The sequence below is a fragment of the Reyranella sp. GW821-FHT12G01 genome, from assembly GCF_058806575.1.
Genome location: NZ_JBXAPV010000003.1, coordinates 706,405 through 732,049 on the forward strand (window position 1 = coordinate 706,405; position 25,645 = coordinate 732,049).

20 protein-coding genes are annotated in these 25,645 nt (G+C 67.2%); 9 read left to right on the top strand and 11 right to left on the bottom strand.

The features are described 5' to 3' along the window. Window positions 1-7: 7 nt before the first annotated feature. On the bottom strand, window positions 8-526 hold the full coding sequence (locus tag AC1RP5_RS28395) for a DUF4142 domain-containing protein (protein ID WP_493116166.1): 519 nt from the start codon (window positions 524-526) through the stop codon (window positions 8-10). Between the two features lie 85 nt (window positions 527-611). Between AC1RP5_RS28395 and AC1RP5_RS28400 the strand changes: the two genes are divergently transcribed. The 4 genes from AC1RP5_RS28400 to AC1RP5_RS28415 all read left to right on the top strand — a co-directional run bounded on the left by AC1RP5_RS28400 (window position 612) and on the right by AC1RP5_RS28415 (window position 5,378). Then, entirely contained in the window at window positions 612-1,178 is a 567-nt protein-coding gene (locus tag AC1RP5_RS28400) for a VUT family protein (protein WP_493116167.1), read from the top strand. After that, window positions 1,175-1,621, top strand: coding sequence for a protein tyrosine phosphatase family protein (locus AC1RP5_RS28405; RefSeq protein ID WP_493116168.1), 447 nt, complete (start codon window positions 1,175-1,177; stop codon window positions 1,619-1,621). The genes AC1RP5_RS28400 and AC1RP5_RS28405 overlap by 4 nt, the downstream gene beginning before the upstream one ends. Before the next feature lie 106 nt (window positions 1,622-1,727). Next, on the top strand, window positions 1,728-2,558 hold the full coding sequence (locus AC1RP5_RS28410; protein ID WP_493116169.1) for a universal stress protein: 831 nt from the start codon (window positions 1,728-1,730) through the stop codon (window positions 2,556-2,558). 177 nt (window positions 2,559-2,735) lie between these two features. Continuing rightward, window positions 2,736-5,378, top strand: a complete 2,643-nt coding sequence (locus AC1RP5_RS28415; protein ID WP_493116170.1) for a M10 family metallopeptidase C-terminal domain-containing protein — start codon at window positions 2,736-2,738, stop codon at window positions 5,376-5,378. A gap of 18 nt (window positions 5,379-5,396) precedes the next feature. Here AC1RP5_RS28415 and AC1RP5_RS28420 read toward each other — a convergent pair whose 3' ends face one another. Then, the gene (locus AC1RP5_RS28420; protein WP_493116171.1) at window positions 5,397-6,869 is read right to left on the bottom strand and encodes a tetratricopeptide repeat protein; all 1,473 of its coding nucleotides are present in this window, start codon (window positions 6,867-6,869) and stop codon (window positions 5,397-5,399) included. A gap of 134 nt (window positions 6,870-7,003) precedes the next feature. On the opposite strand from AC1RP5_RS28420, the gene AC1RP5_RS28425 reads away from it, so the two are divergent. Beyond that, complete coding sequence (locus AC1RP5_RS28425) at window positions 7,004-8,137, top strand: efflux RND transporter periplasmic adaptor subunit (protein WP_493116172.1); 1,134 nt, start codon at window positions 7,004-7,006, stop codon at window positions 8,135-8,137. Between the two features lie 3 nt (window positions 8,138-8,140). After that, window positions 8,141-11,308 (top strand): efflux RND transporter permease subunit, encoded by a 3,168-nt coding sequence (locus AC1RP5_RS28430; RefSeq protein ID WP_493116173.1) that lies wholly within the window; start codon window positions 8,141-8,143, stop codon window positions 11,306-11,308. A gap of 201 nt (window positions 11,309-11,509) precedes the next feature. Here AC1RP5_RS28430 and AC1RP5_RS28435 read toward each other — a convergent pair whose 3' ends face one another. From AC1RP5_RS28435 to AC1RP5_RS28445, 3 genes are all read right to left on the bottom strand, one after another. Beyond that, window positions 11,510-12,313 (bottom strand): transglutaminase domain-containing protein, encoded by an 804-nt coding sequence (locus tag AC1RP5_RS28435; RefSeq protein WP_493116174.1) that lies wholly within the window; start codon window positions 12,311-12,313, stop codon window positions 11,510-11,512. An 89-nt stretch (window positions 12,314-12,402) separates the two neighbouring features. Continuing rightward, complete coding sequence (gene rutA, locus AC1RP5_RS28440) at window positions 12,403-13,488, bottom strand: pyrimidine utilization protein A (protein ID WP_493116175.1); 1,086 nt, start codon at window positions 13,486-13,488, stop codon at window positions 12,403-12,405. Between the two features lie 47 nt (window positions 13,489-13,535). Continuing rightward, window positions 13,536-14,087, bottom strand: coding sequence for a VOC family protein (locus tag AC1RP5_RS28445; RefSeq protein WP_493116176.1), 552 nt, complete (start codon window positions 14,085-14,087; stop codon window positions 13,536-13,538). Between the two features lie 85 nt (window positions 14,088-14,172). On the opposite strand from AC1RP5_RS28445, the gene AC1RP5_RS28450 reads away from it, so the two are divergent. The 3 genes from AC1RP5_RS28450 to AC1RP5_RS28460 are packed head-to-tail and all read left to right on the top strand — an operon-like array spanning window position 14,173 to window position 17,846. After that, window positions 14,173-15,447 (top strand): amidase, encoded by a 1,275-nt coding sequence (locus AC1RP5_RS28450; protein ID WP_493116177.1) that lies wholly within the window; start codon window positions 14,173-14,175, stop codon window positions 15,445-15,447. A gap of 10 nt (window positions 15,448-15,457) precedes the next feature. Further along, window positions 15,458-16,228 carry an aspartate dehydrogenase gene (locus tag AC1RP5_RS28455; protein WP_493116178.1) on the top strand — a complete coding sequence of 257 codons (771 nt, stop codon included), beginning with the start codon at window positions 15,458-15,460 and terminating at the stop codon, window positions 16,226-16,228. A gap of 19 nt (window positions 16,229-16,247) precedes the next feature. Continuing rightward, complete coding sequence (locus AC1RP5_RS28460) at window positions 16,248-17,846, top strand: GMC family oxidoreductase (RefSeq protein WP_493116179.1); 1,599 nt, start codon at window positions 16,248-16,250, stop codon at window positions 17,844-17,846. Window positions 17,847-17,906: 60 nt separating this feature from the next. Here the strand turns inward: AC1RP5_RS28460 and AC1RP5_RS28465 are convergent, their stop codons facing one another. Genes AC1RP5_RS28465 through AC1RP5_RS28490 form a run of 6 tightly spaced genes read right to left on the bottom strand, consistent with a single transcriptional unit; the run spans window position 17,907 to window position 25,599 of the window. Further along, the gene (locus tag AC1RP5_RS28465) at window positions 17,907-19,046 is read right to left on the bottom strand and encodes a mandelate racemase/muconate lactonizing enzyme family protein (RefSeq protein ID WP_493116180.1); all 1,140 of its coding nucleotides are present in this window, start codon (window positions 19,044-19,046) and stop codon (window positions 17,907-17,909) included. A gap of 3 nt (window positions 19,047-19,049) precedes the next feature. Next, window positions 19,050-20,189 (bottom strand): mandelate racemase/muconate lactonizing enzyme family protein, encoded by a 1,140-nt coding sequence (locus AC1RP5_RS28470; RefSeq protein ID WP_493116181.1) that lies wholly within the window; start codon window positions 20,187-20,189, stop codon window positions 19,050-19,052. Window positions 20,190-20,212: 23 nt separating this feature from the next. Beyond that, window positions 20,213-22,258, bottom strand: a complete 2,046-nt coding sequence (locus tag AC1RP5_RS28475; protein ID WP_493116182.1) for a hydantoinase/oxoprolinase family protein — start codon at window positions 22,256-22,258, stop codon at window positions 20,213-20,215. Window positions 22,259-22,262: 4 nt separating this feature from the next. Further along, entirely contained in the window at window positions 22,263-22,976 is a 714-nt protein-coding gene (locus AC1RP5_RS28480; protein WP_493116183.1) for an ABC transporter ATP-binding protein, read from the bottom strand. After that, complete coding sequence (locus AC1RP5_RS28485; RefSeq protein ID WP_493116184.1) at window positions 22,976-23,725, bottom strand: ABC transporter ATP-binding protein; 750 nt, start codon at window positions 23,723-23,725, stop codon at window positions 22,976-22,978. Before AC1RP5_RS28485 ends, AC1RP5_RS28480 begins: the two co-directional genes overlap by 1 nt. Further along, entirely contained in the window at window positions 23,722-25,599 is a 1,878-nt protein-coding gene (locus AC1RP5_RS28490; protein WP_493116185.1) for an ABC transporter permease, read from the bottom strand. The genes AC1RP5_RS28485 and AC1RP5_RS28490 overlap by 4 nt, the downstream gene beginning before the upstream one ends. Between the last annotated feature and the right edge of the window lie 46 nt (window positions 25,600-25,645).

The following is a 25,645-nucleotide window of genomic DNA, read 5'->3' on the forward strand; positions in this document are numbered from 1 at the left end:
CGAGGACCTAGCGGCCGCCGGCGAGCTGGCGCGCGCCCGTGAGATGCTGCTGGATCTTCGGAAGCTGACCCTGGGCGTAGCGACGGAGCGCGCCATTGCTGCCGTCCTGCGAGTAGGCGCCGAACTGCGCGTTGGCATCGATGTGCATCGCGAGCTGGGCGTTGGCGTAGGCGGTGTCGAACTCGACGCCTTCCAGCGCATTCAGACGCTGCAGCGTGGCGACCGTGCCCGGCGTGTTGTTGGGATCGGGCGCATAGGAGACGCCAGCCTCGGAGCGCGCCTTGCTCAGGAACTGCGCGGCCTCGGTGTGATCGGCGACCATGCGCGAGGCGAAGCCGCGGATGTTCTCGTTCATCGACTTGGCGAGCGCGAGACGGCCCGACGCGATCTCGAAATCGTTGAACTGCTGCGCGAAGCCCACGAAGCGCGAGTCCGGCAGCGCGTCGACGGCGAGCGCGGCGGTGGCATACACGGCGGGGAGGGCTGCGATACCGAGCAGGATCGAGCGGCGGGCGATGGGCTGCATGAAGTGTCTCCTGGATTGTGTCCGCTAGAACGCCGCCAACCCGACCGGGTTCCCCTCCTGGGTTGCACCTGCTAGGAGCGCGGGCATGAGTTCACCAAGACAGGCCAAGCTCGAAGGCCTGGCCTATTTCCTGGGCTTCGTGGCCTGCATCCCGCTCGCCAACTGGATGATCGGCCATGTCGGCTTCGTGTGCGTGCCGCAGGGACCCTGCCTCGTGCCGGTATGGCCGTGGGGCCCCGGCGACAAGCCGCTGATGGCGCCGTCGGGTGTGCTGATGATCGGCCTGGCGCTGGTCCTGCGCGATCTTGTGCAACGCAAGCTCGGACGTGGCGTGGCCCTCGCCGCCATCGTGGCGGGCGCCGCGCTGTCCGGCGCCGTCGCGCCGCCGCAGCTCCTGATCGCCTCGACGGCGGCGTTCCTGCTGTCCGAACTGGCCGACTTCGCGGTCTATACGCCGCTGCAGTCGCGCGGCCTCGTGCTCGCCGTCCTGGCCAGCAGCGTGGTCGGCCTGATCGCCGACAGCATCCTCTTCCTGTGGCTTGCCTTCGGCAGCCTCGACTATGTGACCGGCCAGATCCTGGGCAAGCTCTGGATGGTGCTGCTGGCGCTCCCCTTCATCCACTGGATCCGCAAACGCGAGTTGTCGACATGAGCCTTTCCCTTTTGCCGGTCGACGACCGGGTTTCCGTCTCCGGCCAGATCTCTCCAGACGACATGAAGGAGCTCGCCGCCGCGGGCTTCACCGCCGTCGTGAACAACCGGCCCGACGGCGAGGCTTTCTTCGGCCAGCCCAAGACGGCCGACCTGCGCGCGGCCGCCGAAGCAGCCGGACTGAAATTCCTCGACCTGCCCTTTTCCGGTCCGCGTGCGACGCCCGATCAGGTGCGTGCGCTGGCCGACCTGCTGGCCTCCGGCGACGATCGGGTCGCGGCCTTCTGCAAGAGCGGCATGCGTTCGGCGCTTCTGTGGGGCGCCGCTTCGATGGCCAACGGCCGGTCGCTCGAAGAGGTCCTGCAGGGCGCCCGCAATGCCGGTCAGGAACTGAGCGGCGCCGCCGAACTGATGACCGGTCTCGCCCAGGCGGCACGCGCCTGAGCCTTGCAATGGCGGCAAAACCGCCGACCGAAAGACTTGTCTTGCACCCGGCGCGCCGCCGCTCCTTAATCGCGCGTCCTAAAAGATCCGTTGGGGGAATGTCCACATGATGAAGTCGATTCTGGCCGTGTCCGAGGGCGGTCCCGATGCCGCGATGTCGTTCGGGCTGGCTGCTCGCGTTGCCGGCATCTTCGACGCGACCGTGGACGCCCTGCATCTGCCGGTCGGCCCGGCCGGCGGCGCCGTCGGCGGTCTCGCCATGAGCGGCGAAGCCATGCCGCTGATCATGAACCTCGACGACGACCGTCTCGAAGAGCGCAGCAAGGCGTCGGAGAGCGCCTACAAGACCGTGCTCGGTGGCCTCGCCGGCGCGACCTACACCGCCGCCGAGACCGCGACGCTCGACACGCTGGTCGCGATGGGCCGTTGCTCCGACCTGCTCGTGCTCGGCCGTCCGGGCTCCGACCCCGAGAACGTGGCGCCGGCCACGGTCGAGGCCGCGATCCACGAATGCGCCCGCGCCGTCATGATTGCCCCGCCGACGGCTGGCACCGGCGGCTTCGGCTCGATCATCGTGGCGTGGAACGGCAGCTTCCAGGCGGCCCGCGCCGTCGAATACTCCCTGCCGTTCCTGGCGAAGGCCAGCAACGTGACCCTGCTGGTCGTGGGCTCCAAGGCCGACGATGTCGGCGCCTCTTACCTCGCGCGCAATCTCGGCCGTCACGGCATCAAGACCACCATCGACGCCATCGATCCCGGCGCCGTGTCGGGTCGCGCCCGCGGCCGCGCGCTGCTCGACTACACGCACGGCAAGGGCTCCGACCTGCTGGTGATGGGCGCCTATGGCCGCGGCCAGGTGATGAGCTTCCTTGGCCTCGGCGGCGCCACCGGCAAGGTGATCTCGTCCTGCCGCGTGCCGCTGTTGATGGCGCACTAAAACGATCGGATGCTTTCCCTTTGCGGCCTCGCAAAGGGAAAGCGTCTTTGCCGTGATCCCAAACGCGGCTCCCACGACATACAGATTCTGCCCTGCGGCTCCACAATTCATCTGTCGTGCAACTTCGCTCGTACGGTTACGTTGCTTGCTATGACGCAATCCGACCGTAGGTGACGAATGCCCCTGCTGCCCGACGTGGATTCCGAAGCAACCTTTCTTTCCGGCGTCGACAGCACAGGGCATATCGCCAGCCCCCACTATCAACCTCCCCAGAAATGGGGCGATCCGCTCATCGGCACGGCCAGCGGGACGATCTCGTACTGGTTCGATGCGGCGTCGGGCTGGGCGGACCTCGAGAAGCAAACCGTCAACGACACGCTGGCTCTCTGGTCGGCTTTCGCGAACGTCAGCTTTGCGCTTTCCGCCAGTAGCAGCGCGGACGTCACCTTCTTTCGCAACAAGGATGTGAGCGGCACCAGCAGCACCGCAACGGCCAATCTCGTCGTCGACGCCAGCATCCCGGTCCCCGACGGCTCGACACGCGTCCTCGAACTGGACCGCGTCGAAACATCGTACTTCTCGAACAGTCCCGGCAACACGGTCGGCGGCGAGCATCCGCGCGGCACGGACGCCTACTTCACGCTCATTCACGAGATCGGCCACGTTCTCGGCCTCGGACATGGCGGCGCGTACAACTACGACGTCAATCCGCTCACTCAACAGTTCGGTCCGTACGACACGATCCCGTGGACCGTCATGTCGTACATCGGCGAAAGCGATGCGGCGCAATATTCCACCGCCTATCCATTGACCGGCACCTTCTGGCAGGGCCTTCGTCCCTCCACACCGATGCCGCTCGACATCCTGGCACTCCAGCGGCTCTACGGCGCGCCGACGAACTCACCGCTGAACGGCAACGATACGTTCGGCTACAACAGCACCATCACCGGACCGCTGGCCGAGTTCTACGATTTCGCCAATCTGTTCCAGCGACCCGTCATCACGCTGTTCAGCACCGGCACGAACAACACGTTGAACCTGTCGCAATTCTCCGTCGGCTCGACGATCAACCTGGAGCCGGGCTCTTTCTCCAGCGCGGGCGGGCTGATCAACAATATCGCCATCGACTTCAATACGGTCATCGAGACCGCGATCGGCGGCGCCGGCAACGACACGATCAAGGGCAATGCGCTCGACAACCGGCTGGTCGGCTCGACCGGCAGCAACACGCTGACCGGCGGCCTCGGCGTCGACGAGTTCGCCGTCACCGGCAACGACATCATCACCGATCTGGGCTTGGGCGGCGCCGACTTCTTCCGCGTCGGATCGGGGGCCTCGCTGCTCGCGCTCGCGGCCGACAACTGGGCCGCGACGTCCCAGACGTTCAACCTCGGCAACACGACCATCCAGGCGAACGGCCACACTGTCAGCGTGCAACAGGCCTTCGACACAGGCCGCGGCTACACGCTCCACAATATCGGCAACGACACGGCGGTCCTGCTGATCGGCTCCATCAGGAGCGATTCCATCACCGGCGGCAACGGCGACGACTACCTGTTCAGCGTCGATGGTGAGGACGAGCTGACCGGCGGGCTGGGCCGTGACCGGTTCATCGTCGATGCCGGCACCGCCTTCGTGTTCGACCTGGGCCTCGGCGCCGACGAGATCGTCGTCGACACGGCGGGCACGCTGCGCGGGAAGCTGGTTGCCGACTGGACTCCGACCGTGGCCACGACCAATCGCGGACGGGTGTTCGTCGTGGCCGACGGCCACAGCATCGACCTCTCCCATGTTTCCGATTCCGGCCTCGCACCGCAGGGCTTCGACGTCAGCAACCAGGGCAACGCGACCGCCGTCACCCTGATCGGCTCGTTGCGCAACGACACCATCACCGGCGGACTGGGCGACGACCTGCTGAGCGGCATGCGTGGCGCCGACACGATCGATCTCGCCAGCGGCGGCAAGGATACGGTGCGCGATGCGCTGGCTGACCTGAACGGCGATCTCATTTCGAGCTTTGCGCCCGGCGATGCGATCGACATCACCGGCGCGCTGATCGGGCGCAACAATCTCGCCGTGACGCTCGGCACCAGCCTCGCGACGCTCTCGGTCGGCGGCGTGTCGTTCCAGCTCCAGGGCGATTTCTCCAATGGCGAGTTCATCACGGCGGCGCGCGGCACCGGCCTCGACGCCCATACCGTGATCACCTTCCAGAACCACCTGCTCGAATTGCGGGAGGGCGTCGCCGTCGATCCGTCGAAGATCAACGGGGTCGTCGACCAGGCTTTCCTCACCGGCGGTGGCGCGGCCACTTTCACGCTCACCCTGAAGTCTGCCGATTCCGCCTACGCCAATACGCTCGGCACCTATCGGGTGGCGACCGACGGCACGATCTTCGACGTGCATGTCGTCTTCGCCAACACGCTGAACGTCGCCGCGGGCGCGCGGACCGTGAGCCTCGGCTCGCCCGGCGATGGCGAGAAGATCGGCTTCTTCGTGATCCAGGACGGCTTCAACCGCTACGGCAACCTGCCGGACAACCTGTCCTTCGTCGTTCCCGGCACGTCGACCGCAACCGATCTCGACGACGGCCTGCCGCCGGCCCTGCGCAGCGCCACGCTCGGCCAGCTCAACAACGCCGCGATTTTCCACTCATTCTCGACGCTCAATCCCGGCGACGCCCATCAGGCCCTGTCCGGCGTCACGATGGGCGGCCGCGAGCTTCAGATCGGCTTCGAGGACCAGTTCAACGGCGACAACGATTTCCAGGACATCGTGATCGGCATCACGACCAACGCCGACAACCTGTTGGTGGTCTAGCCCGCCAACGCGCGTGCATCAGGGACAGGCGCCGGCGCCCTGGCTCACGACCTGCGGGTCGCTGCACGCGGTGCAGGCGTTGCCGTAGGTCTTGCGCGAGCCATCTCGGAGCTGGCCGCAGGCCGGACGGTAATCCTTGGTGCACATTTGCGGCCGCGGATCGGCGCACTGCCCTCCGGCAACCGGCATCGATTCCGGCGCGAGCTCGGCGCGGACGAACCGAAACAGGAACGGCTGGGTCTGGTATTCGCTCAGCGTGCCGAACATCGCGATCTTGGTCCCCACCGAGGGCGGAGGGCTGAGCGGCCGCGACGGCGTCACCTCGATGTCGACGAGGTTGCCGTTCTGCGCCTCGTCGGTGATCGCACCCTCGATACGTTCGGGCGTGACCGAGATCACCTTGAACATCAGCTTCAGCCGCGAAGCGCCCTGCTTCTCGCCGATCGCCTTCCACACCGCCTCGGCCGCGCGCTTGTTGGCCGGGCTGACGTCGCGATGGCGCAGCACGAGCACCCATTGCGGCGGCGTCAGCTTGGCCGGTTCATTGTCCTCGAGGATCTCAAGCGCCTGCTCCGGCGGCGTCATGGCGCGCGGGATCGACTTCTTGAAGTTGGCGGGCGGCGCGGTCTCGTTGGCGACACGCGTCACGATCGCGTCCCATCCCTCCTCGCTGCCGCGATAGACGCGATAGCGCGAGCGGACGTAACGGTCGATGTCCTGCGCGGCCGAATCGTTCTTCGCGGCCTTGGCGATGGCGATGGCGCGCGCGCCGTACCAGAAGCCCAGCGCGTCGACCGGCGAGCCTTCGAGCTGCACGACCGCGTACTGATAGACGTCCTGCAGGTTGGTGGGATCGGCGGCGACCGCTTCACGATAGTACGGACGCGCCTTGTCGTAGTCCTTCTCCTGAAGGGCCGCGAAACCGAGCACGCCGTTGAAGACGCCGGCAAGCTGCTCCTTGGTGCGCGCGAAGCCGGCATCGTCGAGCAGGGCCGGCTTCTGCCACTTGGGCATCACGGCGAGCCCGCGCTGCGAGGCCGTCACCGCGGTGGCCAGCGCTCCAACCTCGCCGCCCGCCGCCTTGAGGCGGCCGACATAGGCGCGATTCGCCAGCGCGCGGACATTGTCGGGATCGACTTGCAGGAGCCGTGCGACCAGAAAGTCGGCCTTGGCCGGCTGGTTGGCGGCCTGCCAGGCCGAGATCGCCTGCTCATGGGCCTCCAGCCGCAGAACGCTGGCGGGATACCAGGCGATGAATACCTCCATCGCCTGCGCCTTGCGCGCCGGATCCTTGGTGTTCAGCGCCGCCATGTAGCTGTCGTACTCGGCGGGATTGGAGAAGTTGCTGCGCGGACTCTGCGTCGCGGCCGGCGCCGCGTTCTGCGCCGGGGCCTGGGGCTGCGCCGCCGTAGGAGTCTGACCCTGAGGCTGCGTCTGCGCGGCGACGTCGAATGACGCGACGGCGAGTGCCGCCGCGAGAACGATAGTCAACCACCGCAATGCCGCCATTCCTGACTCCTCTCCGATCACGCACGCTCTTGCAAGGCCCAATCCGCCTGAATTGCCGTGACCATCTAGGGTAATTAAGGCACTGTTCTGGCGTTAGATTTGAGCGGGGATTGAGAATGACAAACCGGCGTTCGACGGCATCGATGCTCGTCGCTTCGGCGCTTTTGGCTGTCTGCGGCACGACGCCTGCGCGTGCTCAGCAAGGCGGCCCGCCCCCCGCCGTCCTGGTCCAGGCTGCCGAGATGAAGCCGATCGCCGACCAGGCCGAATTCATCGGCCGCGCCGCCGCGGTCGACAAGGTCGAGCTGCGCGCCCGGGTGAAGGGCTTCCTCGGGCCCCGCAAGTTCGCCGATGGCGACCAGGTCAAGAAGGACCAAGTCGTCTTCACCATCGAGCCCGAGACCTACCAGGCCGCCGTCGACCAGAAGAAGGCCCAGCGGGATGCCGCGGTGGCGGCGCTGGCCAACGCCGAGACGCAACTGAAGCGCGCCGCCGAGCTGCTGCGCACCAACACCGGCACCCAGGTCACCTACGACCAGCGCCTGTCCGAGCAGCTCCAGGCCAAGGCCCAGGTCGAGGACGCCAGCGCCCAGCTCCGCGACGCCGAACTGCAGCTCTCCTACACCGAGATCAAGTCGCCGATCGACGGCCGCATCGGCCGTGCCGCCTTCTCGCCGGGCAACCTCGTCAGCCCCGATTCGGGCGTGCTGGCGACGGTCGTCAGCGAGCATCCGATCCGCGTGCTCTTCCCGGTGACGCAGCGCGAGCTGCTCGAGGCCAAGCGCGACCAGGCCGCCGATCCGGACAGCCTGCTGGTCCGCATCCGGCTGGCCGACGGCTCGATCTACAAGGAAAAGGGCAAGATCGACTTCATCGACAACACGGTCGACGCCAAGACCGACGGCCAGATCGTGCGCGCCACCTTCGACAACAAGGGCGGCCTCCTCACCGACGGCCAGACGGTGCGCGTGATCCTGGAGGGCGACAAGGTGCCGATGGCGGTTGCCGTGCCGCAGGCGGCCATCGCCCAGGACCAGAGCGGCGCCTACCTGTTCGTCGTCAACGACAAGAACGTGGTCGAGCAGAAGCGGGTCAAGACCGGCGTGTCGCGGGACGGCCTCACGGCCATCACCTCGGGCCTGCAGGCCGGCGAGAAGGTCATCGTCCAGGGCCAGCAGCGCGTGCGGCCGGGCATGACGGTCAATCCCACCATGGCACCGCCCTCGCCCTCGACGACGCAGAAGCAGTAAGCCATGACGATCTCGTCGCTGTTCATCCGCCGGCCGCGGCTGGCGTTCGTCATCTCCACGGTCATCACCATCGCCGGCATCATCGCCATGATGGCGCTGCCGGTGGCCCAGTTCCCCGACATCGTGCCGCCGCAGGTCCGCGTCACCGCGACCTATCCCGGCGCCTCGGCCCAGGCGGTCGAGGAAAGCGTGGCGCAGGTCATCGAGGCGCAGGTCAACGGCGTCGAGCGCATGATCTACATGAAGTCGACGTCGGGCGGCGACGGCAGCTACGCGCTCAGCGTCAGCTTCGAGGTCGGCTCCAACCCCGACCTCAACACCGTCAACGTCACCAATCGCGTCAACCAGGCGATGGCCCTGCTGCCGCCCGAGGTGCAGCGGCTGGGCGTCACCACCAAGAAGCAGTCCTCGGCACTGCTGCAGGTCGTGGCGGTCTATTCGCCGAAGGGCACGCGCGACGCGCTGTTCCTGTCGAACTTCGCGACCATCACCCTGCTCGACACGCTGCGGCGCGTACCGGGCGTCGGCGACGCCACCCTGTTCGGCGCGCTCGACTACTCGATGCGCATCTGGCTGAACCTCGAACGCATGGCGAGCCTCGACATCACCCCCAACGAGGTGGTGCAGGCGGTGCAAAGCCAGAACGTCCAGGCCGCGGTCGGCCTGGTGGGCGCAGCACCTCTGCTCGACGATGTCAGCTTCCAGCTCAACATCACCACCCAGGGCCGTCTCGTCACCACCGAGGAATTCGAGAACATCGTGGTGCGCGCCAAGTCCGACGGCGCGCTGGTCCGGGTCAAGGACATCGCCCGGGTCGAGCTCGGCGCCAAGACCAGCGACCAGCTCGGCCGCTACAACGGCCAGGCCGCCGCCGGCATCCAGATCTACCAGCTCCCCGGCGCCAATGCGCTCGCCACCGCCCAGGGCGTGCGCGACGCGATCAAGGCGCTGGAGCCGCGCTTCCCCGAGGATGTCGCCTACAACGTCATGTACGACACGACCGTGTTCGTGCAGGCCACGATCAAGAGCGTGATCAAGACGCTGATCGAGGCCTTCGTGCTGGTCGGCATCGTCGTCTTCATCTTCCTCGGCAACCTGCGCGCCACCCTGATCCCGATCATCGCGGTGCCGGTGGCGCTGATCGGCACCTTCGCCGTGATGCTGGCGCTGGGCTATTCGGCCAACACGATCTCGCTGCTGGCGCTGGTGCTGGCCATCGGCATCGTGGTCGACGACGCCATCGTCGTGGTCGAGGCGGTCGAGCACATCCTGGAACACGAGCCCGAACTCACGGTCGCCCAGGCGACCGAGAAGGCCATGGGCCAGGTCACCGGACCGATCATCGCCATCACCCTGGTGCTGCTGTCGGTGTTCATCCCGACCGCCTTCATCCCCGGCATCTCGGGCCAGCTCTACGCGCAGTTCGCCGTCGCGGTGTCGGTCTCGATGATCATCTCGGCGATCAATGCGCTCACGCTGTCGCCGGCGCTGTGCTCGCTGATCCTGCGTCATCGAAAGAAGCCGACCGGCGTGATGGGCTGGATGCAGGGCCGCATCGACAAGACGCGCGACGGCTACGTGAAGGTCGTGACCCCGCTGGCGCGACGCGGCGTCGTGGCTCTCCTGCTGGTCGTGGGCTTCGCCGCCGCGACCGGCGGCATCGGCTCCATGGTGTCCTCGGGCTTCCTGCCCGACGAGGACCAGGGCGCCTTCATGGCCGAGGTGCAGCTCCCCGACGCGGCCTCGACCAACCGCACGCTGGCGGCCGTCGCCGAGGTCGAGAAGACCATCGCCGACAAGCCGTGGAAGCAGAGCGTCTTCACCGTCTCGGGCTACAGCATGATCGACGGCCTGGCGCTCCCCAACCGCGCGCTGGTCGTGGTCGAGCTGAAGCCGTTCGACCAGAGGAAGGATCCGTCTCTCTCGGTGTTCAGCGCGCTGAAGGAACTGAACATCGCCTTCAGCCAGATCGCCTCGGCCAACGTCTTCGCCTTCAACCTGCCGCCCATCATGGGTCTCGGCAATTCGTCGGGCTTCGAGTTCGTGGTGCAGTCGCTCGCGGGCGCCACGCCGACCGAGCTTGCATCCGTGGCGCGGGGCGTGATGATCTCGGCACAGCAGGTGCCGGAGCTTGCCGGGGTCTACACGACCTACAGCGCCTCGACGCCGCAGATCAACCTGAAGCTCGATCGCGAACGCGCCCAGGCGCTGGGCATCTCGATCTCCGACATCTTCTCCGCCATGCAGACCTCGCTTGGCGGCGCCTACACCAACGACTTCAACCTGTTCGGCCGGACCTGGCAGGTGAAGGTGCAGGCCGACGCCACCGACCGCAGCAAGGTGAGCGACGTGTTCCGCGTACGGGTGCGCGCGGCGAGCGGCGAACTGGTGCCGCTGCAGGCGGTGGCGAACATCGAGATGGTGACCGCGCCCTCCTCGGTCGTGCGCTACAACAACCTGCGCTCCGTGGTGGTGAACGGCGCGCCCGCGCCGGGCTACTCCTCGGGCGACGCCATCGCCGCCATGGAGAAGCTGGCCAAGAGCACCTTGCCTGCCGGCTATGGCTTCGAATGGACCGGCACGGCGCTGCAGGAAAAGGCGGCCAGCGGCCAGACCGGCTTCATCCTGGGCCTCGCGGTCGTGTTCGCCTACCTGTTCCTGGTCGGCCTCTACGAGAGCACGGCCATCCCGGTGGCGGCGCTGCTGTCGGTCGTCGTCGGCCTGTTCGGCGCGGTGACGGCGCTGCTGGTCGCCGGCCTCGACAACAACATCTTCGCCCAGATCGGCATCGTGGTGCTGATCGCGCTCGCGGCCAAGAACGCCATCCTGATCATCGAGTTCGCGATGGCCGAACGCGACAAGGGCGCCGACGTGGTCACCGCCGCGACGACCGCCGCCAGCCTGCGGTTCCGCGCGGTCATGATGACATCCTTCGCCTTCATCCTGGGCCTGGTGCCTCTGGTCATCTCGTCGGGCGCGGGTGCCGCCACCCAGCGCGCCGTCGGCACCGCGGTGTTCGGCGGCATGATCGCGGCCTCGTTCCTCGGCATCTTCGTGATCCCGGGCCTCTACGTGGCGTTCCAGCGCTTCCGCGAGACGGTGAAGGGCTGGATGGGCGCGAAGCCGGCGCCACCGCCGCAGGCGCCGCCCGCGGCCAAGCCGGAGCACTGACCTCAATTGCTTCCCCATTCAGATGGGGAAGTGCCCCGTCATACGGGGCGATGGGGTCATGGGCCGAGCGAAGCTCGGCCCGATAGCGTCAGGACATCGCGATGCGATGTCCGGGAGCCATGACCCCTCCGACGGCGTAAGACGCCGCCACCTCCCCATTTGAATGGGGAGGGAGGTAATCCTGCTTCGTCCTGAAAGCCCCTAAGGGCCGAGCCACGGTGGGTGTGGTTCGGCCAACGGCTCCGTCGGATGGGCGGCGATCCCGTCGGTCTCAACACACTCGCTGTCTGACAAGACATGGTGGGCAAGCTTCGCCTGCCGCCACGTATCCCAGTCAGATGTCTCGCGCCCGTTCACCGAATGATGGTCGCGCATGACGTTGACCCGCACGAACCACAGGCCAACCGCCTGCTCGCCGTGGCCGAAGCTCGTCGGATCGGCCTCGTCTGAACGGCAACGCCGCCAGGCCTCGCCGGCGGCGATGAACTTGTCGTCCGGCAAATCAGTAAGATCGAAGTCGACGCCGAGACTTGGCGCGATGATGCGGTCGAGCTGGGCATCCGCCCGGCGCCAGCGACCGTCGCGCCAGTACTCGCAGATCCAGTGGTCCTCCCACTCCCGGCGAAAGTAGGTGGCGAAGCCGCACCGCACGCGCGCCGGCACGCCCTGCTGGCGGAGCATCCCGCACAGCATCAGCGCGTAGTCGCGGCAGGTGCCGACCGCGCGCCGGTCCAGCGCCCGCTCCGCCGTCAACGCCGATCCGTCGAGATCGGCGATCTGCTGCAACCGACCCGCCAGCGGCAAGGTCGCGCGCGACACGGTCCGGAACTGCGCCTCGCTAGCACCGTAAGCCGCGAGCCAGTCGGAATGGATCAGGACGCCCTGCACGACGCGGCAGAGCGCTCCGACATCGACGGGCAATCCATCGAAGTTCAGCGGTCCATTACCGGGCGCCGACATCGCTCCGTGATGTCGCCAGCGTTCAGGGCTTTCCAGGGTCGTCATCCGACCATGCTAGCAGGTCCGACTGAAAGCGGCGCTCCCGGACATCGCTTCGCGATGTCCTGACGCTCACAGGCCGAGCAAAGCTCGGCCTAGGCAGCAGCTTTGACCAGCCGATCGCTGCGGCTCTTCATCAGCGGCTGGATGTGCTGGCCGAACTGGTCCATGCCAACCAGGAAGTCGTCGAAGGTCAGCATGATGCCCTTGGTGCCGGGCACCGTAGCGCATTCGTCGAGCATTTTCGCCACGCTCGCATAGGAGCCCACCAGCGTGCCCATGTTGAAGTTGATCGCGCCCTCAGGAGCGGAGATGCGCTTGGCGGTGCCTCCATCGTCGGCATTGGGATCGGCGTCGGCCTGGCCCGACATCCAGGCCAGCGCGCCCATGTCGGCTCCCTCGTTGTAGAGCTTCCACTTCGCCATCGCCTTCTCGTCGGTCTCGTCGGCGATCACCATCATCAGCACGTAGTTGCCGACGTCACGACCGGTCTTAGCCGCCGCCTCGACCATCATCTGGTTGGTCGGCGCATGGGCGGTCGGCGTGTTCACGCCCTTGCCCAGAGTGAAGTTGTAGTTGCAGTAGGTCGCACCGAACTCCATGCCGCGCGGACTCTGGCCGGCACTCACGATCTTGATCGGCGTCTTGGGGCGAGGGCTCAGCTTGCAGTCCGACATCTGGAAGTACTTGCCCTTGAAGTCGGAGGTGCCGGTCTCCCACAGCTCCTTCATCACCGTCACGAACTCGGTCGAATAGTCGTAGCGATAGCCGAAATACTTCTCGCCCGGCCACATGCCCATCTGCTCGTACTCGTCCTTGGCCCAGCCCGAGACGATGTTGACGCCGAACCGGCCGTGCGAGATCGAATCGATGGTCGAGGCCATGCGCGCGATGATGGCCGGCGGAATGGTGAGCACCGCAACCGAGGCGTAGAGACGGATGCGCTCGGTCACCGCGGCCAAGCCTGCCATCAGGGTGAAGGATTCGAGATTATGATCCCAGAATTCGCTCTCGCCGCCGAAGCCGCGCAGCTTGATCATCGACAGGGCAAAATCGAGCCCATAGCCCTCGGCCTTCTGCACGATCTGCCTATTGAGATCGAAGCTCGGCATATACTGCGGCGACGTGGTGGAGATCAGCCAACCATTGTTTCCGATCGGAATGAACACACCGATGTCCATGGAGCCCTCCTTGCGTACGGGCTCCAGGCAGCAAGCGGCATGCCAGCCTAGCCGCCGGAAATGCGCCTCTTGAGCTCGGAATCGTGCAGGGTCGTGTCTTGTCCGGGCGGCGCGGTGCGCACGGCGTCCTCGAGGGTCAGGGTCTGGCGCCATTCCTCGGCCGGGCGGGCGCGGTCGTCGGAGCCGATCTGGTCGACGCCCCAGTAGAGTTCGAGATGGTGACCGTCGGGATCGAGGAACTCGACCGAGACCTGGCAGCCGGCACGGCGGCGGCCTTCGTAGACGATCTCGACGCCGTGCGCCTTCAGGTGATCGCGGGCGCGGAACACCTCGTCGAGCGTGGCGAGTTCGAAGGCCAGATGATGCAAAGTGCGCGCCTGGGCATCCGTGGCGGACGCGCCGCCGACCAGCGCCAGGCAATGATGGTCGCCGTTGGAGCGCAGGAACACCATGCCGCCCGGCATCATGTTGCCGGGATAGACGTCGGAAATCTTGAAGCCCAGCACCTCGGTATAGAAGCGCCGCGACCGGTCGAGGTCGGCGACGTTCACCACCGCATGGCCGAGCTTCTGGACCTTGAAGGGAAGACCCTGGGGCATTGCCCGCTCCCATATCTGGCCGGACTACCTTTCTGTCCGGGGCTCGGCCATCATGCGCCCAACATACTGAAAGGGGAACGAGCGCATGGCGAAATCGCCCAACAAGCTGTCGGCGAGCGAGGCGGTCCTGCGCATGTCGCAGAAGCGCCTGAAGGCGCGCGATCTCGTCGAAGCCTGCCTTGACCGGATCAAGCTGCGCGAAGGCCAGGTCCACGCCTGGGAAGCGATCGACGCCGAAGGTGCGCTGAAGCGCGCCGACATGCTCGACAAGCGCGCCAAACCGGTCGGCCCGCTGCACGGCATCCCGCTCGCCGTGAAGGACATCATCTCGACGAAGACCCTGCCCACCACCTGCGGCTCGCCGATCTACCGCGACCATGTCGCGGGCCGTGACGCCGCCTGCGTGACGCAGCTCGTGAACGCCGGCGCCATCGTGCTCGGCAAGTCGGTGACGACGGAATTTGCCGGCGCCCATGCCGGCAAGACGCACAACCCGCACAACCTGCGCCATACGCCGGCCGGCTCCTCCTCGGGCTCCGCCGCCGCGGTCGCCGATACGATGGCGCCCATCGGCTACGGCACGCAGACCTCGGGCTCGGTGATCCGCCCGGGCGCGTTCAACGGCGTCGTCGCCTACAAGGGCACCTACGGCTGGGCCGACACGACGGGCATCAAGACCTACGCCAAGAGCCTCGACACGCTGGGCTTCTTCACGCGCACGGCCAACGACCTTGCGCTGATCCGCGCCGCCTACGGCCATGCCCCGGCCGACCCGCCCCTGCACGCGCCGCGGATCGGCTTCTGCCGTACCCTGTGGTGGGACCAGGCCGACCCGTACAACAGAAAGAACATCGAGTTCGCCGCCCGCACCTTGCGGGCCGGCGGCGCCAAGGTGCGCGACTGGGAGATGCCCGAAAGCTGGGGGCCACTCATCACCGCGCACAACCGGGTGATGACCAAGGAAGCGACCCAGCACTACGGACCGGAACGCGCCCGCTTCCCCCATCTCCTGTCGCCCAGCCTGACGGCGAGCCTAGAAGTCGGCGACAGCGTCACCCGCTCCCAGCTCGCCGATGCGAAGAAGCGCAAGCAACGCGCGCTGGCCGATCTCGGCCGGGTCTGGGAGCACTTCGACTTCCTGCTGGCCCCTGCCGCCCGCGGCGAAGCGCCGGCCGGCCTCGGCTACACCGGCGATCCGATCTTCAACCGCTTCTGGACCCTTTTAGGCACGCCCTGCATCGCCCTGCCGTTCAACACCGGACCGTTCGGCCTGCCGCTGTCGGTGCAGTTGATCGCGCCGCTGCGCAGCGACGACCAGCTCATCGCCTGGGCCCGCTGGGTGGAGGCCCGCCTCTCGTGAAGGTGGATTCGTGAAGCTGGGCCTGATCGGCTACGGCGCGATCGGCAAGCATGTCGAAGCGGCCGGCCTCGAGAATATCGAGCTGGTCTCCGTCCTGGTGCGCCGGCCGCGACAGGAAGGTGTCCTGACGCACGACCCCGACCGGTTCTTCGCCCACGACTTCGATGCCGTGGCCGAATGCGCGGGCCACGAGGCCGTTCGCACGCACGGGCAACGCGTGCTGGAGAGCGGCGCGGATTTCCTCGTGACCTCCGTCGGCGCCTTCACCGACACGGCGCTGTTCGATCGATTGCTGGCGGCGGCGAAGGCCAACGGTGCACGATTGATCCTGCCCTCGGGCGGCATCGGTGCGCTCGATATCCTGAGCAGCGCGGCCGTCGGCGGGCTGGACAGCGTCACCGTCACGGTGCGCAAGGACCCGTCGGCCTGGAAAGGCACGGTCGCGGAGACGCTGGTCGATCTCGACGGGCTGAAGGCGCCGCACACGGTGTTCGACGGGCCGGTACGCGAAGGCGCCCGCCTCTATCCGCAGAACGTGAACATCTCCGCCGCCGCGGCGATCGCCGGTCTCGGCCTCGACCGGACGCGCGTCGTGATCGTGGCCGATCCCACCATCACCACGCACATCGTCGAGCTGGAAGCCAAGGGCGCGTTCGGCCGCTTCACCTTCATGGAAGACGTGACCGTCAGCGAAGAGAACCGCAAGACCGGCAAGCTGGTCGCCATGGCGATGGTGAAGTCGGTGCGCCAACTGGCGTCGACCCTCGTGGTCGCCGCCTGACAATAAAAGGAAACGCCAGATGGAAGAGTTCGACTACGTCATCGCCGGAGCCGGCGCCGCGGGGTGCGTGCTGGCCAATCGCCTGTCGGCCTCGGGCAAGAACACGGTCGCGGTGATCGAGGCTGGCGGCAAGGACAACCATATCTGGATCAAGGTGCCGGCCGGCTTCAACAAGACGGTCTACAACGACAATCTCAACTGGGGCTACGAGACCGCGCCCGGCCCGCATATCGACGGCCGCAGGATCAGGTTCCCGCGCGGAAAGGTGCTGGGCGGCTCGGGCTCGATCAACGGCCATCTCTATGTGCGCGGCCAGTCGGCCGACTACGACACCTGGGCGCAGCTCGGCTGCCGCGGCTGGTCGTGGGATGACCTGCTGCCCTACTTCAAGCGCGCCGAGAGCCGGGTCGGCGGCAGCGACGAAACACGTGGCCGTGCGGGCCCGCTCTTCATCGAGGACCAGCGCGACCCGCACGTGTTGAGCGACGCCTTCATGGACGCCAACGAGACGCTCGGGCTGAAGCGCTCGCCCGACTACAACAGCGGCGACCAGGAAGGCACCATGCTTTATCAGAACATGATGCGCGGCGGCCGGCGCTGGAGCCCGGTCGACGCCTATCTTCGGCCCGCGATGAATCGCCCGAACCTCAAGGTGATCACCCACGCGCTGGTCGAGCGCATCGACCTCGACGGCAAGCGCGCCATCGGCCTCACCTATCGCCAGGACGGCCAGACCAGGCAGGTCCGCGCCCGCCGCGACGTGATCCTGTCCGGCGGCGCCATCAACACACCGCAGCTCCTGCAGCTCTCGGGCATCGGCAATGCCGACGATCTGCGCGAGATCGGCGTGGCGGCAAAGCACGTCCTGCCGGGCGTCGGCCGCAACTTCCGCGACCACTATGCGGTGCGCGTCTCGGCGCTCGTGAAAGGCGCGGGCTCGCTGAACGAGAAGAGCCGCGGCCTGCCGCTGGTCGGCGAAGTTCTGCGCTATGCCTTCACGCGCAAGGGGCTGCTGACGGCGGCGCCCAGCCATGCCGGTGGCTACTTCAAGACACGGCCGGGCCTCGCCACGCCCGACATGCAGCTCTACTTCGCGCCGGCCAGCTACATGCCCGGCCGCTACGGCACTTCGGAACTCGATCGCGTGCCGGGCATGACGCTCGGCGTCTCGCAGCTCCGGCCGGAGAGCACCGGCCATGTCAAGGCGACCAGCGCCGATCCCACGGCCAAGCCCGAGATCCAGCCGAATTATCTCGCCGTCCAGCACGATCGCGACGCGCTGCTGGCGGCGATGAAGTACCTGCGCAAGCTGATCAACACGTCGCCGCTCAGTTCTTACGTGGTCGAGGAGAACCTGCCGGGCCCGGCGGTGCAGACCGACGAGCAATGGATGGCCCATGCCCGCGCCACAGGCTCGACCACCTATCACCCGGTGGGCACCGCCAAGCTCGGCACCGACCCGATGGCTGTGGTCGATCCGCTGAGCATGCGCGTGATCGGCCTCGAAGGCCTGCGCGTCGCCGACGCCTCCTGCATGCCGACCATGGTCTCCGGCAACACCTACGCCGCGACCAACGCTATCGCGGAGAAGGCGTCCGATCTCATTCCGGCGACTTGATCATCGGACCGCGGGCCTCCAGGCCCGCATCATGAGCGGGCCTGGAGGCCCGCGGTCCGGTCAGACGTAACCCGGCCCCTCGATCACCGGGTGGGCGATCAGGAACTTCTCGTCGATCTCGACGCCGATGCCGGGTTTGTCGAGCGGGCGGACGTTGCCGTCCTTGTCGATCTCCCACGGCGCGCTGCCCAGCTCGTCGCGGAACTTGTTCGCCACAGAAAGATCGGCCTCGAAGTAACCGCCATTGTCGATCGACGCCAGGAAGTGGATCGACACGGCGTGATTGAGGCCGGTCATCGAGCTGTGCGGATGGATCGGCAGCTTCCACATCGAGGCCGCCGCCGCAATGCGCTGCACCTCGGTGATGCCGCCGCTCTTCGACAGGTCGGGCTGCAGGATCGAGATGTTGCCGTCCTCGATGATCCGGTGGAACTCGAAGCGCGTGTAATGGTTCTCGCCGGCCGCCAGCGGCGTCACGCCCCAGCCCTTGGCCATCGCGTAGGAGCGATGGTCGTGCGCCGGGAACGGTTCCTCCAGCCAGGCGATGCCGAGCTCGTCCATCGCCGGCATCACGCGGCGCACATCCTCGACCGTGTAGCCGGTGTTGGCGTCGGTCAGCAGCACCATGTCGTCGCCGAAGCGCTTACGCACCGCCGTCATGCGGGCGATGTCGTTCTTCACGCTGTCGCCGACCCTGAGCTTCAGCGCCTTGTAGCCCGCCGCGACCATCGGCCCGGCCTCGTCGGCCAGCGATTCCGGCGCCTGGTAGCCGAGCGAAATGCCGCCGGCATAGGCCGGCACCGGTCTGTTGGAGCCGCCTAAAAGCTTGTAGAGCGGCCAGCCGACGGCCTTGCCCTTGATGTCCCACAGCGCCTGGTCGAGACCGCTCATCGCCATGGCGGTGGCTGCGCCCATGCCGTGGCTGCCGAGCTGGAACTTGTAGATCTTGGCCCAGATGCCGACCGTGTCGGTGGCGTCCATGCCGACCACGAAACCCTTCAGCGTCGTGTTGATCAGGTGCCCGATGCTGCCCGGCGAACGCGCATGATGGCTCTCGCCCCAGCCCACGATCCCGTCCTCGGTCGTCACCTTGACCATCACGCAGTCGCGCTTGGTCATGGTGCCGATGCCGAGCGAGACCTGCAGCTCCTTCGGCACGCGATAGCTGGTCGGATAGGCCTTTACGTCGACGATCTTCATCGCTCAGGCCACCTTGTATTTCTTCAGCACTTCGCGATCGATCTCGATGCCGAGACCCGGACCCGTCGGGACGGTCACAATGCCCTTCTTCTGCACGATCGGCTCCAGCGCCAGGTGATCGCGCAGCGGGTTCGGCGTCTGCTCGAACTCGAGCATCGGCGGCATCGGGCGGAAGGCCGGCGGCTGGTCCGGCAACGCGGCGAGGAACTGCACCGTGGCGGCGAGGCCGATGGCCGAGCCCCAGGCATGCGGCACGCATTCGACGCCGAAGGCCGAGGCCAGCGTCGCGATCTTGCGGCATTCCGAGAAGCCGCCCGCCGCGCAGAGGTCGGGCTGCACGATGTCCATCGCCTTCTTCGCGATGATGTCGCGGAAGCCCCAGCGGGTGAAATCGTTCTCGCCGCCGGCCACCGCCATGTCGAGGGCGCGCGTCACCTCGATATAGCCGTCATGGTCCTCGGGGCTGACCGGCTCCTCGAACCACAGGATGTCCTGCTCCTCCAGCATGCGGCCAAGCTTGATGGCGTTGGGCACCGAGAAACAGTGGTTGGCGTCGACCGCCAGCTTAACGCCGGGCCCGATCGCCTCGCGCACCGCGGTGACGCGCCTCGTGTCGAGCTTCAGGTCGCCCAGACCGATCTTCATCTTGATCGCCTGGAAGCCGTCATGCTTGAACTCCAGCGCTTCCTCGACCGCCTCTTCGATCAACTTGTTCATGTCGATGAAGTAGAGGCCGGTCGCGTAGGCAATGACCTCGCTGCGATAGGCGCCGCCGATCAGCTTGTGCACCGGCTTGTTCACGGCGCGGCCCATGATGTCCCACAGCGCGATGTCGATGCCGGAGATGGCCGAGATCGCCATGCCGGTCGTGCCGTAATCCTTGATCCTGTTGTAGAGATCTTCCCAGATCGCCTCGACATCGAACGGATCCTTGCCGATCACGCGCGCCTTGTACTGCGTCTCGATGAAGGTCTTGGCGACGGCGGCGGGGCCGTAGCACTCGCCCCAGCCCGTGATGCCCTCGTCGGTCGTGATCTCGACCAGACAGGTCGAGCGCGTGCCATAGACCCAGCCGCGCGCCGAGACGAAGGGCTTGTCGACCTTGCAGCTCAGGATGTGGCAGACGACGTCCGTCACCTTCATCGTTTCCTCCAGACTTTTATTCGTTAGCTGACTGTTATCAGCAAATTGCCGAGCGTGTCCTGTCGCACCTTGTCGCCCGGTTCGACGACGGTGGTGCAGTCGAGCTGTTCGAGGATCGCCGGGCCTTCGAGCGTGGCGTCGAGCGGCAGCTTCTCGCGGGCATAGACCGGCGTGTCATGCCAGCCGTCGCTGAACCAGACGCGGCGCGCGCCGAGCTTCGCGGCGGCCAGCGTGGTGCTGCGCTCGGTGGCGGCGAGCGCACCCAGCGAGATTTCCGGGCGCACGCCGATCACCGCCGTGTGCAGGTTGACCAGCACCGGCGGGATCTCGGGCAGCTCGATGCCGAAGCGGCGGAAGTAGGCAGCGGCAAAGGCCTTGTGCAGGCCGGCGACGCCGATCTCGGCGCTGTCGACACCGACCGACAGGATATGGCTCTGCCCCTGGAACTGCATGTCGGCCGAGAGGACGCAGCGCAGTTCGCGCACCGGCACGCCCTCGCGCGCGATCGTGGCCTCGCCCTCGGTCGCCTGCTCGGCATAGATGCGCGCCACCGTGGCATCGTCGACGGCCGACAAGGGCTTGTTCACCGTGCGCACATAGTCGTGGCGCAGGTCGGCCACGACGCAGCCCAGCGCGTTGGTGATGCCGGGCCGCGCCGGCACCAGCACCGTCGGGATGCCGAGTTCGCGCGCCAGCGCCGTCGCGTGCAAGGGGCCGGCGCCGCCGAAGGCGAACAGCGCGAAGTCGCGCGGATCGTGGCCGCGCGACAGTGAGACGAGACGCACCGCGCCGGCCATGCGGTCGTTGGCGATGCGCAGGATCGCGGCGGCCGCCGCTTCGGCATCGAGGCCGAGCCGCTGGCCGACCTTCTCCAGCACGAGGCCGCGCACATGGTCGAGCGTCACCGGATGGTCGACGCCTAAAAGCTTGTCGGGGTTGAGCCGGCCCAGGACCAGGTTGGCGTCGGTGATGGTGGGTTCCGAACCGCCGCGGCCGTAGCAGATCGGACCGGGACGCGCGCCCGCGCTCTCAGGTCCCACACGCAGCATGCCGGCCGCATCGACCGAGGCGATCGAGCCGCCGCCTGCGCCGATCGTGTGCACGTCGACCATCGGCACATGGATCGGCATCGCATATTCGAGTTCGAGTTCGCCCGAGACCTGCGGCACGGCATTCTCGATCAGGCCGACATCGGTCGAGGTGCCGCCCATGTCATAGGTGATCAGGTTGGGATGGCCCGAGGCACGGCCGGTATAGGCCGCCGCCATCACGCCCGAGGCCGGGCCGGACATCACCGTGTTCACCGCCGCTTCGGCAATGAGCTGCGAGGAGATGGTGCCACCATTGCCCTGCATCACCAGCAGGTCGCGGTCGAAGCCCTTGGCCTTCAGTTCCGTTCGTAGTCGCGAGAGATAACGGTCGAGCACCGGCTGCACCGAGGCGTTCACCGCCGCCGTCACGCCGCGCTCGTACTCGCGATACTCCGACAGGATGACATGGCCTGCCGTGACATAGTCGTTGGGCCACAGGCCGCGCACGATCTCAGCGGCGCGGCGTTCGTGCGCGGCGTTGATGTAGCTGTGCAGGAAATGGATGACGACCGCCTCGCAGCCCATCGCCAGCAGCTTTTTAGCGGCGTCGGCCACGGCGGCTTCGTCGAGCGGCGTCAGGATCTTGCCGTCGGCATCCATGCGCTCGGGCACTTCGAGCCGCACTTCGCGGTCGATCATCGGCGTGAAGGTGCCGCGTAACCCGTAGGCCTGCGGCCGCGTGCGGCGGCCCAGTTCGAGCACGTCGCGGAAGCCCTTCGTCGTGATCAGGCCGACCTTGGCGATCTTGCGTTCGAGCAGCGCGTTGGTCGTCGTCGTCGTGCCGTGCACCACGGCTTGCAGCAAAGCCGGATCGAGGCTCGCCGCTGCAAGCGCCGCCATGAAGCCGATCGCCTGGTTGTCGACGGTCGTCGGCACCTTGGCGAGTCGCACTTCGTTGGACGCCGGATCGATCGCCAGCAGGTCGGTGAAGGTGCCGCCGACATCGATGCCGACGGTGAAGGTGCTTTTGGGCGTCATGGGTTCAGACCGACAGATATTGTTCGCGCAGGGAATCGTTGGCCGCCAGCTCGGCCATCGAGCCGCCGAAGCGGATCTGGCCCTTCTCGATGATGTAGGCGCGGTCGGCGACACCCAGCGCGAAGTGCAGGTTCTGCTCGCACAGGATCACCGACACGCCCTCGCCCTTCAGCGCGCGGATGGAATTGCCCATCTCCTCGACGATGATGGGCGCCAACCCTTCCGACGGCTCGTCGAGCAGCACGCAGCTCGGATTGCCCATCAGGGTGCGCGCGATGGTGAGCATCTGCTGCTCGCCGCCCGACATGCGCCCGCCCGGCCGCTCGCGCATGCGCGCGAGGTTGGGGAACAGCTTGAACAGCTTCTCCTTGGTCCAGACCGGCACGCCCGCGCGCGCACCTTGTCGACCGACCTCGAGATTCTCCATCACCGACAGTTCGGTGAAGATGCGCCGCTCCTCCGGCACGTAGCCGAGGCCGAGGCGCGCTATCCGATACGGCGGCAGGCGCTCGATGCGCTGGCCGGCGAAGCTCACTTCGCCGCGGGCCGGCGGCACCAGACCCATGATCGCCTTCATGGCCGTCGACTTGCCCGCACCATTGCGGCCCAGCAGCGCCACGACCTCGCCCGCGCGCACCTCCAGCGAGATGCCGTGCAGGATATGGGCGCGGCCGTAGAAGGCATGCAGGTCGGCGACCTGGAGCATCGCCGGGAGCATCAGTGCGTGCTCCCGAGATAGACCGCGCGAACATTCGGATTGGCGCGCACTTCCTGCGGCGTGCCGCCGGCGATCAGCACGCCACGGTCGAGCACGATGATGCGGTCGGCCTGGGTGAAGACCACGTCCATGTCGTGCTCGGTGAACAGCACCGCGATGTTGCGCGCTCGTGCGAGCCGCGCCGTCAGCTCCATCAGCGCGACCCGCTCCTTGGGCGCCATGCCGGCCGTCGGCTCGTCCATCAGCAGCAGGCGCGGCTCGTTGGCGAGCGCGATGGCGAGTTCCACCCGCTTCAGGTCGCCATAGGCCAGCACGCCGCAGGTCCGCTCCGCCTGATCGAGCATGCCGACCTGGTCGAGCAACGCATCGGCCTCGGCAATGAACGCCGCACCGAAGCGCGACAGCAGCGAGCGCAGGCGGCCGGCGTGGGAGTAGAGCGCCATCTGCACGTTCTCGCGGACGCTGAGCGAAGCAAAGGTGGCGGTGATCTGAAACGTGCGGCCGACGCCCAGCCGCCAGATCGCGCGCGGGCGCAGGCCCACGATGTCGCGCCCCTCGAGGCGCACGATGCCGGAGTCCGGCGCGAGCTGGCCGTTCAGCATGTTGAAGCAGGTGCTCTTGCCCGCGCCGTTCGGCCCGATCAGCGCCAGCATCTCGCCCGCCGAGACGGCAAAGGAGACGTCGGCCACCGCCTGCACGCCGCCGAATGCCTTGTGCAGCCCCTCGACCTGCAGCACCGCGTCGCTCATGCGCGCTGCTCCCGCCAGCGCGCGACCAGCGCCTTCAGGCCGCCTACAAGTCCCTGCGGGAAGAGCAGCACGATCAGCAGGATCACGCAGCCCATGACGGCGCGCCAGAACTCGGTGTTGCGCGCCACCGCGTCGCGCAGCCAGGTGAAGATCGCCGCACCCACGACCGGGCCGGTCAGGGTCTCGACGCCGCCCAGCAGGACCATGATCAGGCCGTCGGTCGACTGAGCGATCGAAATGCTCGACGGCGAGATGCTGCCTTTGGAGAAGGCGTAGACCGCGCCGGCGAGACCGGCCAGCGCACCCACCAGCACGAAGGCCGCCCACTGGAAGCCGCGCAGGTCGATGCCGATCGCCTCGGCGCGCAACGGCGAATCGCGGCCGGCGCGCAGGGCATAGCCGAACGGCGAGAACAGCACCCTCCACAGGAACACGATGCCGGCGCCGCACAGGACGAGCGCCAGATAGTAATAGACCGTCTTGTCGGCGAGCCACGCCGACGGCCAGACACCGAACACGCCGTTGCTGCCGCCGGTGACGGAATCCCACTGGAAGACGATCGACCAGCTGATCTGTGCGAACGCCATGGTCAGCATGGCGAGATAGACGCCCGAGAGCCGCACGCAGAACCAGCCGTAGACGATGGCGAAGAGGCCGGCGACCAGCGGCGCCAGCAGGAGCGCCGCCTCCATCGGCAGGCCGAAGCGCTTCAGCAGGAGACCGGCCGCATAGGCGCCAATGCCGAAATAGGCGGCGTGGCCGAACGAGACCATGCCGGCCGGGCCCATGATGAAGTGCAGCGAGACCGCGAACAGCGCGAAGCAGACGATGTCGGTCAGCAGGATGGTGGCGTAGCGGTCGGCAACCAGCGGCACAGCTGCGAGCAGCGCCAGCCAGACCAGCGCGAAGGTCCAGGACGGCACCTGCAGCGGCGGGGCGGGCTCCGACGCGGCGCGCTGCGCGGCCTGCGGCTTGCCGAGCAGGCCGTAGGGCCGCACCACCAGCACCAGCGCCATGATCAGGAACTCGACCACGAGGGTGAGTTTCGAGAACGAGATCTCGAAGCCGAACCAGGTGACCGTGCCGATGCCGATGCAGAAGGCCTTGGCGACACCGATGATGATGGCGGCGAGGAACGCGCCGCCGATGCTGCCCAGGCCACCCACGACCGTGACCACGAAGGCGTCGGCGATGATCGCGAGGTCGAGTTCGAGATTGGCCGGCTCGCGCGGGATCTGCAGCGCGCCGCCCAGTCCAGCGAGCACGGAGCCGACGAAGAACACCGAGGTGAAGAGCTTGGCCTGGTCGACGCCCAGCGCGCCCACCATCTCGCGATCCTGCGTCGCGGCCCTTACCAGTGCGCCCCAGCGCGTGCGCGTGAGCAGCAGCCAGATGAGGCCCAGCACGACCGGGCCGATGGCGATCAGCAGCAGGTCGTAGGCCGGGATGCGGCGGCCCATGATCTCCACTGCCATCGACAGGCCGGGCGCGCGCGGGCCGACTAGGTCCTCTGCGCCCCAGGTGAAGAGCGCGATGTCCTTGATCACCAGCACGACCGCGAAGGTCGCCAGCAACTGGAACAGCTCTGGCGCGCGATAGATGCGCCGCAGCACCAGCACCTCGATCAGGATGCCGACCAGCCCGACGGCGAGTGCCGCCAGCACGACCGCGCCCCAGAAACCCAGGGGCGTGCGGCCAAAGAACTGGATCAGCGAATAGGTGCCGTAGAGCCCCAGCATGTAGAGCGAACCGTGCGCGAAGTTCACGATCCGCGTGACGCCGAAGATCAGCGACAGGCCGGCCGACACGAGGAACAACGACGCCGCGGCGGCCAGCCCGTTCAGGAGCTGGATGATGACGGAAGCAAGGGTCATGTGGACCGCGGGTCTCCAGACCCGCTCATGATCTTGATGCGGACCT